Annotated in this window: 21 protein-coding genes; 5 read left to right on the forward strand and 16 right to left on the reverse strand. The window is 30.8% G+C overall.

What is annotated here, in order from left to right; genetic code table 11:
- Window positions 1-191: 191 nt before the first annotated feature.
- From AAYQ05_RS13930 to AAYQ05_RS13960, 7 genes are all read right to left on the reverse strand, one after another.
- Entirely contained in the window at window positions 192-722 is a 531-nt protein-coding gene (locus tag AAYQ05_RS13930; RefSeq protein WP_343544080.1) for a nucleoside monophosphate kinase, read from the reverse strand.
- A 143-nt stretch (window positions 723-865) separates the two neighbouring features.
- Entirely contained in the window at window positions 866-1,795 is a 930-nt protein-coding gene (locus AAYQ05_RS13935; RefSeq protein WP_343544081.1) for a DUF2268 domain-containing putative Zn-dependent protease, read from the reverse strand.
- A gap of 120 nt (window positions 1,796-1,915) precedes the next feature.
- Window positions 1,916-2,716: an MBL fold metallo-hydrolase gene (locus tag AAYQ05_RS13940; protein WP_343544082.1), complete on the reverse strand. Its 801-nt coding sequence runs from the start codon at window positions 2,714-2,716 to the stop codon at window positions 1,916-1,918.
- Window positions 2,717-2,790: 74 nt separating this feature from the next.
- Entirely contained in the window at window positions 2,791-3,354 is a 564-nt protein-coding gene (locus tag AAYQ05_RS13945) for a Crp/Fnr family transcriptional regulator (RefSeq protein ID WP_343544083.1), read from the reverse strand.
- A 31-nt stretch (window positions 3,355-3,385) separates the two neighbouring features.
- A complete protein-coding gene (locus AAYQ05_RS13950) occupies window positions 3,386-4,198 on the reverse strand; it encodes a hypothetical protein (protein ID WP_343544084.1) in 813 nt (270 codons plus the stop codon).
- Between the two features lie 10 nt (window positions 4,199-4,208).
- The gene (locus AAYQ05_RS13955; protein ID WP_343544085.1) at window positions 4,209-4,757 is read right to left on the reverse strand and encodes a hypothetical protein; all 549 of its coding nucleotides are present in this window, start codon (window positions 4,755-4,757) and stop codon (window positions 4,209-4,211) included.
- Between the two features lie 31 nt (window positions 4,758-4,788).
- Entirely contained in the window at window positions 4,789-5,595 is an 807-nt protein-coding gene (locus tag AAYQ05_RS13960) for a hypothetical protein (RefSeq protein WP_343544086.1), read from the reverse strand.
- A gap of 129 nt (window positions 5,596-5,724) precedes the next feature.
- Here AAYQ05_RS13960 and AAYQ05_RS13965 point away from each other — a divergent pair, with 129 nt between their 5' ends.
- Window positions 5,725-6,306, forward strand: a complete 582-nt coding sequence (locus AAYQ05_RS13965; protein WP_343544087.1) for an HD domain-containing protein — start codon at window positions 5,725-5,727, stop codon at window positions 6,304-6,306.
- Between the two features lie 42 nt (window positions 6,307-6,348).
- On the opposite strand, the gene AAYQ05_RS13970 is transcribed toward AAYQ05_RS13965, so the two are convergent.
- Window positions 6,349-7,404, reverse strand: a complete 1,056-nt coding sequence (locus tag AAYQ05_RS13970; protein ID WP_343544088.1) for a serine hydrolase domain-containing protein — start codon at window positions 7,402-7,404, stop codon at window positions 6,349-6,351.
- 183 nt (window positions 7,405-7,587) lie between these two features.
- A complete protein-coding gene (locus AAYQ05_RS13975) occupies window positions 7,588-8,106 on the reverse strand; it encodes an endonuclease V (RefSeq protein WP_343544089.1) in 519 nt (172 codons plus the stop codon).
- 205 nt (window positions 8,107-8,311) lie between these two features.
- Between AAYQ05_RS13975 and AAYQ05_RS13980 the strand changes: the two genes are divergently transcribed.
- From AAYQ05_RS13980 to AAYQ05_RS13990, 3 genes are all read left to right on the forward strand, one after another.
- Complete coding sequence (locus AAYQ05_RS13980) at window positions 8,312-9,154, forward strand: chromate resistance protein ChrB domain-containing protein (RefSeq protein WP_343544090.1); 843 nt, start codon at window positions 8,312-8,314, stop codon at window positions 9,152-9,154.
- Between the two features lie 82 nt (window positions 9,155-9,236).
- Window positions 9,237-9,731 (forward strand): hypothetical protein, encoded by a 495-nt coding sequence (locus AAYQ05_RS13985; RefSeq protein ID WP_343544091.1) that lies wholly within the window; start codon window positions 9,237-9,239, stop codon window positions 9,729-9,731.
- A 101-nt stretch (window positions 9,732-9,832) separates the two neighbouring features.
- Window positions 9,833-10,228 carry a VOC family protein gene (locus AAYQ05_RS13990; protein WP_343544092.1) on the forward strand — a complete coding sequence of 132 codons (396 nt, stop codon included), beginning with the start codon at window positions 9,833-9,835 and terminating at the stop codon, window positions 10,226-10,228.
- On the opposite strand, the gene AAYQ05_RS13995 is transcribed toward AAYQ05_RS13990, so the two are convergent.
- Both AAYQ05_RS13995 and AAYQ05_RS14000 read right to left on the reverse strand, forming a co-directional pair.
- Window positions 10,229-10,639, reverse strand: coding sequence for a serine acetyltransferase (locus AAYQ05_RS13995; protein ID WP_343544093.1), 411 nt, complete (start codon window positions 10,637-10,639; stop codon window positions 10,229-10,231).
- A 146-nt stretch (window positions 10,640-10,785) separates the two neighbouring features.
- Window positions 10,786-11,184 carry a VOC family protein gene (locus AAYQ05_RS14000; RefSeq protein WP_343544094.1) on the reverse strand — a complete coding sequence of 133 codons (399 nt, stop codon included), beginning with the start codon at window positions 11,182-11,184 and terminating at the stop codon, window positions 10,786-10,788.
- Window positions 11,185-11,306: 122 nt separating this feature from the next.
- Between AAYQ05_RS14000 and AAYQ05_RS14005 the strand changes: the two genes are divergently transcribed.
- Window positions 11,307-11,657, forward strand: coding sequence for a DUF2200 domain-containing protein (locus AAYQ05_RS14005; RefSeq protein WP_343544095.1), 351 nt, complete (start codon window positions 11,307-11,309; stop codon window positions 11,655-11,657).
- A gap of 33 nt (window positions 11,658-11,690) precedes the next feature.
- On the opposite strand, the gene AAYQ05_RS14010 is transcribed toward AAYQ05_RS14005, so the two are convergent.
- The 5 genes from AAYQ05_RS14010 to AAYQ05_RS14030 all read right to left on the reverse strand — a co-directional run bounded on the left by AAYQ05_RS14010 (window position 11,691) and on the right by AAYQ05_RS14030 (window position 14,625).
- On the reverse strand, window positions 11,691-12,248 hold the full coding sequence (locus AAYQ05_RS14010; protein WP_343544096.1) for a DUF4256 domain-containing protein: 558 nt from the start codon (window positions 12,246-12,248) through the stop codon (window positions 11,691-11,693).
- Window positions 12,249-12,261: 13 nt separating this feature from the next.
- Window positions 12,262-12,639 (reverse strand): DoxX family protein, encoded by a 378-nt coding sequence (locus tag AAYQ05_RS14015; protein WP_343544097.1) that lies wholly within the window; start codon window positions 12,637-12,639, stop codon window positions 12,262-12,264.
- Between the two features lie 5 nt (window positions 12,640-12,644).
- Window positions 12,645-13,112, reverse strand: coding sequence for an SRPBCC domain-containing protein (locus AAYQ05_RS14020; protein ID WP_343544098.1), 468 nt, complete (start codon window positions 13,110-13,112; stop codon window positions 12,645-12,647).
- A gap of 3 nt (window positions 13,113-13,115) precedes the next feature.
- Window positions 13,116-13,433 carry an ArsR/SmtB family transcription factor gene (locus tag AAYQ05_RS14025; protein WP_343544099.1) on the reverse strand — a complete coding sequence of 106 codons (318 nt, stop codon included), beginning with the start codon at window positions 13,431-13,433 and terminating at the stop codon, window positions 13,116-13,118.
- Window positions 13,434-13,572: 139 nt separating this feature from the next.
- Window positions 13,573-14,625 carry a linear amide C-N hydrolase gene (locus tag AAYQ05_RS14030; protein ID WP_343544100.1) on the reverse strand — a complete coding sequence of 351 codons (1,053 nt, stop codon included), beginning with the start codon at window positions 14,623-14,625 and terminating at the stop codon, window positions 13,573-13,575.
- Window positions 14,626-14,660 lie beyond the last annotated feature (35 nt).

Here is a 14,660-nt window from a genome sequence, read left to right on the forward strand (position 1 = left end):
ACTCAAATAGTTGTTCGTTTTTCTTCCAATATTGTAAAGTTTCTTTTCCAGAATAGGTATCATAACTCTTTACAGAAAAACTATAGATAAGACATAAGATTAAAATACCTGCAAAAAAACAATTCCTTTTTTAATGACTTTTTTCAATACTAATAAGTTAAAGATTATATAATTACTAAATATAAAAGACTTTATACTTTTATAAGTTCTGAAAAGAAATCATGCATCGATACTTTATATTTTGGCAAAGCATAATCAATTACTTTTTCTCTCATTTTATTATATTTTTCAATATGATTTCTCAATATTTCCTCGTCATCATACATTTTTGAATACTTCTCTTTTGCCATTTGGGTAATTTTAGAAATATCGTTTAGCTTTAAATAAATTATTTCAGAAAGTTTAAAGTTATTAGCCTCTAGAAATTTTTCAAATTCTTTAAACTGATTGAGATCTCCTATTCCTGCTGTAAAAACATTCATTTGCTCTCTATGAATCATAGATAACCAAAATGGTTGCCATAATGCTGTCGGAATCAATTCTCCATTGTCTATATAGCTATTAATTTTATTGGCTATAACATGATCACTCTTTAAAAAATCATTTCTAATTCGGTCTTCTGAAATAATGTTTAATTCATTTTCAGAATATAGGATTTCCTCAACTGAAGGATATACAACTTCAGATATATTAAAACGAAAAACTATTGTTATTTCAGTCATTTTATTTTTACTTTCATCTTAGCGAAAATAGGAATTTAAACGTTGATTTTCACAAATCGTCGATTATAGAATAGTTCTTGTTCAAGCACATAAAATGAGCCTTGTATTATTTTTTTTAAGTTTTAAATATTCTCTGAATTCCGTTATTCAAAAAACTTATCAAAACTTTCTTTTTTAGATTTTTGATATTTTTCAATACAAACATCTAGAAAACCGCTTTGTTGCAAGAATTGCAAAGGATCTTTTATATTCAGGATTTCGTCAATTGCTTTTTGCTTGTCTTTTTGTTTATTGAAATAAGATTCTATTATTTTATAGCCCATCCAATATCCTAAATCATTTGGTCTGTCATCTTTTTTAGAAGTTGCGTACAACCAATCTATATATTCAGTATTTTTTAACTTTGATACAAATTCCTCACATAATTTATCTTTATGTTGCGCTCCGTATTTGTATGAAAACGAATCAATTGATTCTCCTGAAATAAGTTCACCAATAAAATCGGCACCACCTTCCATCAGGCACCATTTCAAGAGCATATCCTTACCGGTTATATTTTGCTGATAATGTATGAGTTCGTGTGCAATTAAACCCGAAACTCCATCTAGATTTTGAAGCATTTCGGTCCCAACGATAATCCCTTCTGGAGCAGAAGTTCCGCCTGAATTAAATCTTCCGTACACAAAATAAATAGGAGGAAATTTTGCCTTTGGATACCAATATTTCAATGCGCTATAAATCGCTCTAACTCTTTTTTCTTTTGTAGAAATACTATTTAAAACATTTCTTGAAAGTTCATAATCTGCTTTTCTTTTCTTTACAACAGCAAAAAGGGAATCAGCATTTATTATTCTATTTTCAGTAAATGCTTTAACACCTTGCGAACCTTTCTCCATATATTCGATGAAAGGATTTCCTTTAGATTTTTCCATGTTATCATAAGCATTCCAAAAGTTTTTTGAATCTTTTGTTTCAAAAACTGCATCTAACGGATTCTCCGAGAAATTGCTTTGTGCAAAATTAGAATTAGAGACAATAATAAAAAGCGTTGCAAAAATGAGGTTTAACTTCATGCTTTTTTTATATAAGGTTTGAGTAAAAAATCGAGTTTTTGTCAAATGTAAGGATATCGACACAAAATAGCCAAGTCTATATAAAATAAACTAATGTAATTTCTCAGGAGATATCATAATTTATATTGGCAGGAGTGTATCAACACCACTTTCCAACCACAAAAATTTCTCTTTTATTTCAGATTTTTCAATCTCGTTTTTTAATGATTTTACAGATTGCTTAAAGTGCCACCAGCCTTCGTAATGTATCGGAATTACGACACTCGGTTTTAAAAGTTGAGCTGTTGCAATGGCTTCTTCACCATTCATTGTAACTCTTAAATTCTTTTTTAAGTAAGGAAATGCTCCAGCCCCTAAATGCAAAATAGCAATCTCTACTTTTTTCTTTTGCTCCAGTTCATGCAAACCTTCAAAAAGAACTGTATCTCCCGAAATATACAAACAGCCGTTTTGCTGACCTTCCCATTCTAAAGTAAAACCAATCACCTTTCCCATAACTTTGTTCAATCTTTTGATATTAGTATGCTGAGCCGGTATCGCAGTAATTTTTAGTTTTTTTACCTTTTCAGTTTCAACTTCATATTCCTGCCAGTTGTCAAGTCCTATTGTATTGGTATTTTTTAAGCGTTTTACAGCGTCTTTTGTGGAGAGGACAGTTGGAACTGTTTGAATAAAAAGACGCCCTTTTTTGTCTAAATTATCACTGTGATGATCATGACTTAACAAAACCAAATCTATTTTTCCAATTTCTTCAATAGATAGGGAAGGACTGCAATATTTTTTTGAAAATGCCATCGGACTGCTGACATATTGAGGAAAAAATCCATCTTTTTTATCTAAAGTAGGATCAGTCAAAATTTTAAATCCATTTATGTTTAACAGCACGCATGCCGTGTCGATATGTGTAATTGTAACTTTCATTTGCACTTGATTTTAAATTGTTAAAATGTTCGTACAAATCTGAGTTTAATAAATGGTTTGCAAATTGACTTTGGTCAAGAAATGCGTTTTCTTATTCGGCTTAAAGTTTCTGGTACAACGCCAATATAAGAAGCAAGATATTTTAGCGGAATCTGTTGAATGTATTTTGGCTGTTCAAATAGTAATCTTTCATACCTTTCTTGCGGTGTTTTGGTTAAAAGGTCTAATTCTCTTTTTACTTTTTTATCAAGCAAATATTCAGTTGCGATGCGTCCAAGTTTCTTTGCTGTTTCGCATTTTTCGTAAAGACGCTGTAAACTTTCGTATGATATAGAATATAATTGGCAATCTGTTAATGCCTGAACGTAAATTTCGGTTTTAGCTCTATTGTAGAATGAGTCGTATGCGCAATAAAAGGAATCTTTAAACGCAAAATCAAATGTAATTTCTTTATCGTTTGCAATAACATAATATCTGACAACTCCTGTGTCTATAAAAGACAAATAATTTTCAGATTGACCTTGAACGAGAATCAGCTCATTTGCCGAAAATTGTCTTGTTTTTATACAACTTAAAAATTCAGCTAAAGTATGTTCTGGAAAGCCTAGCTTTTTAAAATATTCTATCAAAGATGTCATTAAATCTTCTATTTATTAAATTAATTCACAATCATTTATCAAAATATTCATAGCCAGAACCTGTCAAATAACCTTTTTTCCCATTGGGTAATTCAAATCTAGCATATAGCCCTATAAAATCATCTAGTTTTTTATACTTCGGAACTTTGTTTATTTCGTAATAACTATACAACTTACCTTTTTTTACTTTCGTCATAAGATCTACAATTTTTATTTCGTCATAAAAGGCTTCAGTTTTTGAAAAAATCCCATACAGATTGTCCTTTCTAAAAATAACAGCATTGGGATTTTCATTTTTAATCCCTGAAAAACTATTTGTTGCTGGATAATTTTGATACGAATATTCTCTTTTGCCATTTATAAAATAACAGTCATCAGCACCCTTTTTTGATATTTGCCCAATTGAACTCCGTGTATTTTCTATATTAAGCCACATATTATCAGTTAATAATACAATTTCAAAATGATTAAGTGTGTCTTTGATAGTTACATTATAACTGGGAGCTGTTCCGCAAACAGTATAAGCACGTGCCACATCTTTAACACCTAACTTAAATACAATATTTCCTTTTTCTAGAGAAAAATAGATTAATTTGTTTTTGGCATCAATAGCTTGATAACCACGACCTAAATTCTCCATTCCTCTTATATCTTTGAGTAATACTTTCTCTTCTTTATTTTTTAAAGTATAGTTTGCCGTTTTAACATTATCTTTTCCGGTTGTAAGATACATAACAACAATAACATCATTCTCTCTTCTTTTCATTGCTATTTTTTTATTCTGAGAATAAAAAGGAGTACAAAGCATTAAAATAAAATAAGTTAAAAATATAGTTGTTTTCATTTTATCGTTTTTAATCAGACTTTCTTTTGTGTGTAAAAGACTTATACTTTAAATCTTGCTCTTTAAAAATTAATGCTTTTATAGAAGTATTGTCTGTAAAATAGGTAATTCCAACAAAATCTCCAATTTCAATTTTATCATAGTCTTTTCTACTAATTGAAATATTTCTGTGTTTTTGCTCAATTTGAGAATAAATTGTTATTTCATACGATTGTGTATCCGATTCATAACCTTCATTCGTTACAATTTCTTTTTCTAAAACTTTCAGATTACCCTCTATCTTTTTCTGCAATAATAAATTCTGTTTTTCTTCTCTAGTAGTTATCATTGCTTTGATAGCAGCATAAGTCCAAAAGCCAAAAATTACTATTATCATTAATAATGGAAATCCTTTGTCTTCAAGATCACTATTAGTAAGAGTCAGATAAATTAAGTAAATCGGCAATACAATACCTAAGAGAGATTGAAAAAATGAAAGCGCATATGTTTGCTTTAATTCTTTTTTAAGAAATTTTATATCCTCAGTATTTAGTTCTTTTATTTCTAAAATTTCGTGCATCGTAATAATCTAACTTAATATTTAATCGTGTCTATGTCCACTGAAAAAATTGATAGGCTTCATCATTTTCTTTATCCCAATAAAGATATATTTCTGCTGATCCATTTGTAAAATCTCCTTCATAAACACTTCCTATAAAAATTAAACTTACTTTTTCCGGAATTTCTTCAGGCGACTGCAGCCATTCTGGCGTTCCTAGCAGATTATTAATGATTTCATCTTTAGATTTTCCCTCTTCATTAAATTCTGCTATAACTTCTTCTTTGGTCGTTGTTATTCCGATAAAAGTTTCAGAATAAGTAAACTGTGGATTTATTTTGTCAAAAAGTTTGTATTTTTCTTTGGTATATAAATATTGCATTATCCTTTCATAATAATAACTAGATTCAAATTTATCGATGCCGTTTAAGGAATTAAAGACAAATTCTCGTCCTTGGCTGAAAATACTTTTTTCAGAGGAAAATTCATGATAGCTTTTAGGTGCTAAATAGTAATCTAAATTCTGCTGGAAATTTTGCTGAGTTAGATCATATGCGTGAGATAATAAATTAATAAAAGGAAAATTCAATTTTTCTGGATAAGAATATTTGTTGTTTTCTATTTTGAATTTGATACATCTAATGTTTTTTCTAAACTCATTAAAAAAACTTTCCTCATAATCTCCTGTATCCCAAATCGAAACAAAATGAAAACTCTTATTCTCAAATTCTGAATGCTTCTTAAATTGAAGTGTAGCAAGAGGCAAAAAAACAAATTTTTCATTTGAATTTATACTATTAAAAGTATTCTCAAATTCTGGAAAAGGTATTATTTCTATAAGCTCTTGAGGATTGTTCATTCGGATTAAAGATTTAGTTTTAGTTGAAGCTAATATACAATCATATCGCAAAAGAGAAGCAGAACGTTGATTGAATGTTTTCAATATTCGAAAAAAAGCAATAAATTACATCCAATCAAAATTAAAATTATGCAACAGCAAAAAGACTGGTCTATAGACGAAATACAAAATATTTGGCAATTGGTTTCAAAACTTCATGACGGACAAAAATATGGAGGCAGTAATGAAGGAGAAAGGGTAGAATACATCAATCATATTGGAAGCGTCGTTTTTGAAGTTTTAAATGCTGTGCGGTTTACAGAAAATATGAATGCCGATTTGGCTGTAAAATGTGCTATGCTTCATGATACTATTGAAGACACTGCATTTACTTATGAAAAAGTTATCGATTTATTTGGAACTCAGGTAGCATCGGGAGTTTTGGCATTAACCAAAAATGAAGAAATTGAGGATTCATTTGAAAAAATGCGCGATAGCTTAAACAGAATTAAAAAACAGCCAATAGAAGTTTGGGCTGTAAAAATGGCTGATAGAATATGCAATTTATACCAACCTCCGTATTATTGGAATGATGAGAAAAAGTTAAAATATATTGAAGAAGCCGAAATTATACATAACGAGCTTAAAGATGGAAACGCTTATTTAGCAGAAAGGTTAAAGAATAAGATTCTAGAGTATAATCGTTTTCTTAGCACTGCTGAGCAACTTTAATAACAAAACTCCTCAAATAAATTGAGGAGTTTTTATTTTAATTTATTTTAAAACAGTATCATAGATCGTATTTAGTAAATTCTGTCTCATTTTTGAATTTCGCTGATCTAATAATATAATGATTCCCCAATTTTTGTCTCTATTGTAGCATACAATAGAAGACTGTCCCATAGAATCTCCAGATTTAGAATAAATGGTATTTTTATCATCTGTCATGATTCCTAAACCTAATCCCATTTCTCTTTTTTGATCTTTATAGTAGATTTTTTCTGTAATCAATTCAGCTTTACCGACAGCGCTTTTTTCGTTTAGAACAGCTTTTAAATAAAGAATCATATCTGAAGCGGTTGATTTAATTAATCCAGCTGGAGCTGTAATATTCCATTTGAAGAATTCCTGAATTCCGCCATCTGGATTATGGCTTGTAGTGATGTTTTTTACATTAAAATCTTTTGTAAATGTTCTTTTCATTTTTAATGGCTGAATCATCTTTTCTGCAATAATTTCATCATAACTTTTATTATAGATTTTCTCTAATATTTGACCAAGCAAAGTATAACCTATTGTTGAATAACGATATTTGCCATAATCTGCTAATTCTGTACAATTATTAATTAATGATGATAATGTTTCTTGCGTTACACTACTTACAGGCTGTTGCGGATTAAGTTCAATCAGTTTCCCAAAATCAATATCAGGCAAACCAGATTGGTGAGAGGCCAAATCTGAAATTCTTATTTTCTTTTGAAGATTTGGGTGCAGTACATATGCTGTAGGAAGGTAAGCGTCTATAAAATCATCTGTTTTAATTTTATTCTCATTCACTGCTTGTGCAATTAAATTAGAAGTCAAAATTTTAGTGATCGAAGCGATTTCGAATATCGAGTTTTTATCAATTTTGGCATCATTTTTAGAATCTAGATTGCCATACGAAGTGTAATATTCTTTGTTGTCTTTGACAAAACCAACGCTAATACCAACATTAGGATTTTTTTGACAATTGTCTTTTATTATAGAATCAATTTTTCTGTTGATATCTTGTCCAAAAGAAAAGTTACTTACTAAAAGAACTGCTAAAAATTTTACTGAAGTTTTCATTGTATCGTTTTTTGATGTTAGAATTTTATTTCGATACAAAATTGAAAAAGAAACCAGACTCAGGCGACCGAATAAAAAAAGTCGAACGCATTTTCTTTAAAAAAAATGGTTCGACTTTTTTTGAATAGGAGTATGATTAATTGCAACACATTTATAATAAGCGTATTGCAATTGAACAACTTCTTATTTTTCTATTTCTAAATTTTCCTTTGTCAATCTATCCAATTCTTTTAATAAAGTCGGCATTCTAAATTCTCCATGCATGCTTTCGACTTTTTTATAGGCTTCATCCAAATCAATTCCGACAGAAGTAATGTATAACGGTTTCTTACTATCTCCTCTAAACAAAGCTTTTTTATTCTTTTCTATAGAGGCAAAATTCGTTTTGGCAACACCAATAATTGGAATTTCTTTGTTTAATTTCTCGTATAGATAACCTCCTAAACCATATTTCTGTTCGTCATTTAAGTACACAAAACCATCAACAACAATAACTTCAATCTTAGACAAATCTATTTGGTTTAACAAACTCAAAATACATGGCAATTCTCTTTTATAAAATTCACCAGGAATATATTCTGATACATTGTGTATTGTTTCAGAATGAATTTTAAAGTCTTTATCTTCATTCCAATTCGCAAATTCAAGACAGATTGTTTTTGCTTTTTGGTCAAAGTAATAAGTATCAAAAGCTAGGATCATATATTCTTTAATAAAGTATTAAAGCCTAAAAATAGAAAAATCGTTTAGAAACTTCTCATTGCTGAAAACAATTAGTTTAGAAGTTTTTTTTTATTTCTAATTTATCATCATTCAAAAAATCACAAAACTTTAAAATTCAAGCTTTTGAATAAATCATAAATAGATGTAGTTTAGCTAAAGTTTTAAAAGATAAAAGTATTTCGAAATGAAATGGATAACCAGAGAAAGACCCAAAATAGATCGAATTGCCTGTCCGTGGTTGATTCGAAAATTTGTTGATACTGAATCTGAGTTTATTTATGTTCCTTTTGATGATGTTATCACAAAAGCAAAAGAGCTGAATGCCATTCCGTTTGATATCCCAAACGTTGAATTTACGCATTATAATGAAGAATGTACTTTTGATTATATCGTAAAGAAATATGATATAAAAGATCCAGCAGTTAAAATTGTTGCGGGAATTGTGCGTGGCGCAGATACCGACAGGCACGAAATCGCAAAAGAATCGGCTGGACTTTGGGCTATTTCTGCTGGAATGGCTTATAATATCAAAGATGATCAGGAATTGCTAGAAAAAGGAATGATTTTGTATGATGCCTTATACAGCTGGGCTACACATTTATATCAGCAGAATCATTTACAAAATAGTCCGTTCGAAAAATTGCTGCATGAAGTTTATAACAAGTTTCTAAAAGACAAAAAAATATCAGGCAAAACACCTTTGTGGGTAAAAGATTTGAAAAACATAATTCAAGACCAGATTGACGCTCAATTTACTTTTGATTTAAAGAAGATTTCGAGCGAATTAGATTTAAATCCTTCCTACTTGTCACGAGAATTTTCAAAACATTTTGAAGATTTAAATTTTGGAGAATATGTTAGAAAACTCCGTATCGAAAAGGCAATTAATCTTATTGAAAATTCAACTCATACCTTAACTGAAATTGCTTATATAACAGGCTTTTCAGACCAAAGTCATTTTACTAGAATTTTTAAACTTCATACCGGAAAAAATCCTTCGGCTTATAGAAAAAAGTCAAAAAAGTAAACCAGATACAAAAGGTAAACTGAGTTCTATTTTTTGATAACAGATGCTTCTAGCTTTGTTTTTATAACCAAAATTAAAAACAATGTCTTTCAAGCTAACTTTTATTATTGTATTATTTGCTGGTTTTACAGCTTTCTCGCAAACTACTTATCCAAAAATTACGGGATATTTTGGCATCATGCATCCCATTGTCACCATAAACGCAGATGAGACTACTGTAAACTTTAGAGATTATTATGCGGTTGGTTTTCCAACGGGAATAAATATCTGGAAAAATGAGAAAATCGGATTTTCTTTTGAGATGGTTCCTAATATAAAAGACGATAAAGGAACAAGCAAAGTAACCAATTTATTATTTCATCCTGGCGTTTTGGTTGCTTTAGGAAAAGGCTACACATTTGCAGGAAGAGCAGCTTTTGAATCCAGCGGACGATACGGTTTTACTCCTGTATTTAATAAAACCATTATAAAAAGTAGCAGTTGCAGTTATTATATTGCCGTACCGTTGCCTGTTCGTTTTGGAAATGATCATCCCGCCAGTTTTACTGTTGGATTTCAGTTTGGAATTGCTTTTTAAGGCACACAAAAATAAGAATTCTGAAAACCTTTTCCATTATTTTACAACTCTTTAAATAATAAAATCAGTAACTTAGTCTCAATCAATTAAAACTAAAGTTTATGAAAACGAAAATGATATGGGCTAACTTGGTTACTCACGATTTACAGCAGACAATTCAATTTTATACCAATTTAGGCTTCAAGCAAAACGGACAAAACACAGACGAAATCGTGAGTTTTTCTATTGCGGAGAATAATTTCATCATCAACTTTTTTACAAACGATAGGTTCAAAACTGCCTTAAAGGGTGATTTAGTAAATGCTAAAAAAGAAAATGAAATTATATTTTCGCTTTCTGCAGAAAGTAGGGAAGAAGTAGACCTTTGGTACAAAAAAGTGAAAGAAATTGGCGGAACTATTTTTTCTGAGCCTGAGAATTTTGAGCAAGGTTATACTTTTGGTTTTGCAGATCCAGATGGACATAAATTCAATTTCTTGTATTGGCCAGGAATGTGATTAGTTCCTTTGATTAAAATCGGCTACTAGTTTTTTATTTGCTGCTATTATTTTCTGAGAATCAATCATATTGGGGTTGAAGATAAAATCGTAATTTCCATCCTTAGGCTTAAACTGATTTACACCATAAGCAACACTGTTTGCGGGAATATTTTTTGTTATAATAGCTCCCGCACCAATAACCGAATTTTCTCCAATTAAGATTGGACCTAAAATTTTGGCGCCGTCAGCAATAATTACATTTTTAGCAATGATAGGATTTCCGACGTTTTCCCATTCATCATTAATTTTATTGTATTTCAAATTGGCTCCAATTGATACATTTTGAAATATGACAACATTTTCACAGATTTTAGAAGCCACAATCGTACATCCGCGCGCATGATGTGCAAACAAGACGCTTTTATCCATTTCTGCACAGTTTATCTCGCAACAATATAATTTCTCTAATAAATTGCCCGCGATCAGTTTTAAAAACTTATTTTTTGAATGACAATTGATTTTAATTAATGTATTAAACATAGTGTTTTTTCAATAATTCCTAACTCAAAACTAAATTAAGGTTCCCAAAGTTCAATTTTATTGCCTTCTGTGTCCATAATATGTACAAACTTACCATACTCGTAGGTTTCGATATCGTCAAGAATTGTAACGCCATTTGCTTTTAATTTTTCTAAAAGACCTTCAATATTTTGAACACGATAATTCACCATAAATTCCTTTTTTGATGGAGAGAAATATTCGTCACCTTTCTTAAATGGACACCATTGTGTAGATTCAATTTGGTTAGGATTTTCGAGGTTTCTAGATTCAAAACTTGAAGAACCCCATTCGTTAATTTCTAAGCCCAAATTTTTGGTGTACCATTCTTTGGTTTCTTTTGGATTATCCATAAAAAAGAAAATTCCGCCAAGTCCTGTCACTTTTGGTGTCTCGTCATTTGAATTATTTTTCATCACTTTAATTTTTTAAAATGTTTTTGAAGAATCTAAGTTATAAATAATTCTTGTATTTGAGTTTTTTTAAGTTTTGAATTATATTTACATAAAAACCAAATTATCGCTAAAAAAGAGTTCTAATGAAAAACGAAAGAGTATATAAATTACTATTCTCCAGTGTTTATCCTTTATATATTCAAAAGGTTGAAAAGAAGGGGAGAACCAAAGAAGAATTGGATATCGTAATTAAATGGTTGACAGGATATAATGATGAGCAACTTCAAGAACAAATTGAGAGGAAAATTGACTTCGAAACTTTCTTTGCAGAAGCTCCAGAATTGAATCCGAATGTTTCCAAAATCACTGGTGTCATTTGTGGTTATCGTGTCGAAGAAATAGAAGATCCTTTGATGCAGAAAGTACGTTATCTTGATAAACTAGTAGATGAAATAGCCAAAGGCAAAAAAATGGAGAAAATTTTAAGAGAATAAAAAACCTCCAATTATGGAGGTTTTCAATCTTCTTTAAACTCTTAACAAACCGCGAAATCCTCTCGCAGCATAATACGATTCTGCACCATTATGATACACAAAAACCGTATTGTATCTGAAATCTGAGAAAATAGCACCACCAAGTTTTCTTATTTCTGGCGGAGTTAAAATCCAGCTTGAAGTTTTAGCATCAAAATTTCCTAATTTTTGCAATTCTTTGTATTGCTCTTCATTTAAGATTTCAATTCCCATTTCTTGAGACATATTAATAGCGCTATCAGCAGGTTTGTGCTCTTTTCTTTTTTCTAATGCTTCGTGATCGTAACAGATGCTTCTACGGCCTTTTGGACTTTCAGCAGAACAATCTACAAAAAGATATTCATCAGTTTTAGCATCATATCCAATTACGTCGGGTTCGCCTTCAGTTCTTTCCATTTCGTCAAGAGACCATAATTTTGATAGGTTAGCTTTTAGTTTGGCTTCAATTTTTGACCAATCTAAACCTTTATGGCGGTTTGCATTCTTCTCAAAACGTTTTTCTAGAATGCTTAATAATTCTTCTTGTTCGTTTATTGTCAGTTGTTTTTTCATCTTCTTATATTTTTTAATTAGAATTGCATCTTCTAGTTTCTGGTCTGAAATACCAAGAAACGACTGTTAGAACAATTAATAATACTGGTCCAAAAAGTGCCGATGCATCATCTCTGACAGCTAAATGCGAAACAACGGCTCCTGACATTGCAAAAAAGAAACCTGCATAAGCCCATTCTTTTAATAAACCGAATTTAGGGATTAAGATTGCTATAACTCCCAATAATTTCCAAACACCCAAAAGGGTTAAAAAGTAAAGCGGATATCCTAAATGTTGGATCATTTCTGCTTCTTCTTTTAAAGGTATCAGTTGTACAATTCCTGTTGATGTCATTCCTAAAGCCAGCCATAAAGTGGCAATCCAATAAATAATTTTATTCTTTTTGCTCATGATTTTTATTTTAGTTGAGTTACAATTTCTTCCAATCGGTTGTGTGCCATATTTAAACCTTGTGCAAATGGCAATTTTAACTGATTCATTCTATGTTCAATAGATTTGTAGATAATCTGCATAGTCAATTTACTAGTTTCATCTGTTAGCTTTTCAAATGCTAAAAACTCCAATTGAGGTGCAAAATTGATATTATCCATTTCAAAGGTTCGAACTATTTTTTCATTCGGAACAAAATCATGAAAAACACCATTGGCCTTAAAAACTACATTTCCATTAGGATCACTGGTTTCAAATTCCCAACCGCCATATTTCTTGCTTTCCAATTTCAAAACTTTTGTGCCCATCCATTGCGCAACAATTTCGGGTTCGGTATGAGCCTTAAATAATAGTTCAACCGGAAGATTAAATTCTCTTGTAATTACGAGATCTTGTCTGTCATCTTCCGCGTGAATTTTTGTTTTCTTTTCCATGGTTTATTTTTTATAGTTTTTCATAATTGATTCTAACTTATTAAAACGATCATCCCACATTTTTCTAAATGGTTCGATGAATTTGTCAATTTCTTTCATTTTTTCTGGATTTAAATGATAATAAATTTCTCTTCCGTTTTGTGTTTGATGTAATAGTTCACATTCATTTAAAATCTGAATATGTTTTGAAATCGTCTGTCTAGACGAGTTAAAATTCTCTGCAATTGCCCCAGGAGTCATAGCCTTAATGGCAACTAAACTTAAAATAGCTCTTCGAGTAGGATCGGCTATTGCTTGAAAAACGTCTCTTCTAATTTCCATTATGCAGTTATTTGACTGCAAATATAACGAAGTCATTTGACTGCGCAATATTTTTCTTCATTTTTTTTCCAAAAACAAAACCTTCAAACATTTCAATTTGAAGGTTTTAAGTGTATTTATAGCAGTTAGAGGAGATTAATTAATCTAATCCAGCAAACTGAAAAGGCTTTCTTTCCTTGAAATTAATCAAAGATTCACCTGAATAATTTTCATTATTGGCCAAGCTTAGTTTTTTAATTTTTCCTTTTTCACTAAAATCAATTTTACTGAATTCAACCCAAATTACATTGGGATTCAAAACATTATCAAAATAATAAACCAGATTCTTTTGGTCAGCGACAGTTCTCCAGCGGGTAGAGGAGATGTTGGGTTCTGTTTCTGAGGAAATACCTAAAGGAACAGAACAGTTTCTAATAACCCCAAAAACACTTGCCAAAGCCGTTCTAGTGTTATCTGTTTTCGGAATAGCATCAATATAATAGGAAGCTCTTACAAAGCGATCTGCTGCGCGATTGGTTCCAGGAAGCATAATTGTGCCCGGAATGCCTTTCCAGTACGCATTAATAGCCAATTGCTGGTCAAAAATAGGAGAATTGGTCATGGCAACATATTTTCTGTCATGGTGAATAACCAATTTTTCATTTATATATTCAAAAATTGCGTTATCACCAGTAGAATCTGATATTGACAAATGTACGGTCGCAAAAATATTGGTTCCCGGAATGTGTGACGAAGTAATAACAAAATCATTCTTTTCTAAGGCTGCGACTGCTTCAGAAACCGTTGAAAAATTATCCAAAACGTACTGAAGCCATAATGAAACTGCCAGACCTTTTACTTTTCCGTTTTTCTCAAATGCAGGATATTGTGATTCTACAAGCCATAAAAGATTACCTACAAGACCTTTTTCATTCATTCCGTCAGAAGAAGCGATGTCCCATGAACTCGTAATAACGCTTCCATATTTTGATTTCCATTTTATTGAACTTGTACCAACTTCTCCAGATCTATCTATTCCGCGAGGAAAAATCCACAGATTAGCCGGAATTTCTCCTCGCCAATCCATTGAACGTGCCGTAATAATTGTTCCGTTTAAACCTTCGTAAACTATTCTTGTACACGGCAATACAGTTTCGGTTATCAATAATGTGAAAGCAAGTAGGGCAGGAAGAATTCTGTTTTTGGATTTCATAATTTAAGACATTTAATTAAACGTTAAGTTCTGAT

The organism is Flavobacterium movens (assembly GCF_039581425.1).
GTDB lineage: Bacteria > Bacteroidota > Bacteroidia > Flavobacteriales > Flavobacteriaceae > Flavobacterium > Flavobacterium luteolum.